Source organism: Priestia sp. TSO9, assembly GCF_021029645.1.
Classification (GTDB): domain Bacteria; phylum Bacillota; class Bacilli; order Bacillales; family Bacillaceae_H; genus Priestia; species Priestia megaterium_E.
Map to the genome: position 1 here is coordinate 1 of NZ_JAJEKD010000045.1, position 357 is coordinate 357.

Genomic DNA, 357 nt, shown 5'->3' on the forward strand with positions numbered 1-357 from the left:
GGGACTTTGTCCCTGTGAGAGTAGGACGTTGCCAGGCAATGAATAAGACCCCTTATGAGTCTCTTATAAAAGAGCATAGGGGTTTTTTATTTGAAATATTCTATTATAAGTAATGAAAATAACGCTTGTTAAAGCGCTTATATAGATCTTTTTGGAGGATTAGCTCAGCTGGGAGAGCACCTGCCTTACAAGCAGGGGGTCGGCGGTTCGATCCCGTCATCCTCCACCATCGTGCCGGTGTAGCTCAACTGGTAGAGCAACTGACTTGTAATCAGTAGGTTGGGGGTTCAAGTCCTCTTGCCGGCACCATTTATATCGGAGGGGTAGCGAAGTGGCTAAACGCGGCGGACTGTAAAT

The 357-nt window shown here is 46.8% G+C and carries 2 tRNA genes; both read left to right on the forward strand.

The window, feature by feature from the left end:
* The first annotated feature begins 153 nt into the window (after positions 1–153).
* Positions 154–229, forward strand: a tRNA-Val gene (locus LJC66_RS27520).
* Between the two features lie 4 nt (positions 230–233).
* A tRNA-Thr gene (locus tag LJC66_RS27525) sits at positions 234–309 on the forward strand.
* Positions 310–357: the final 48 nt, after the last annotated feature.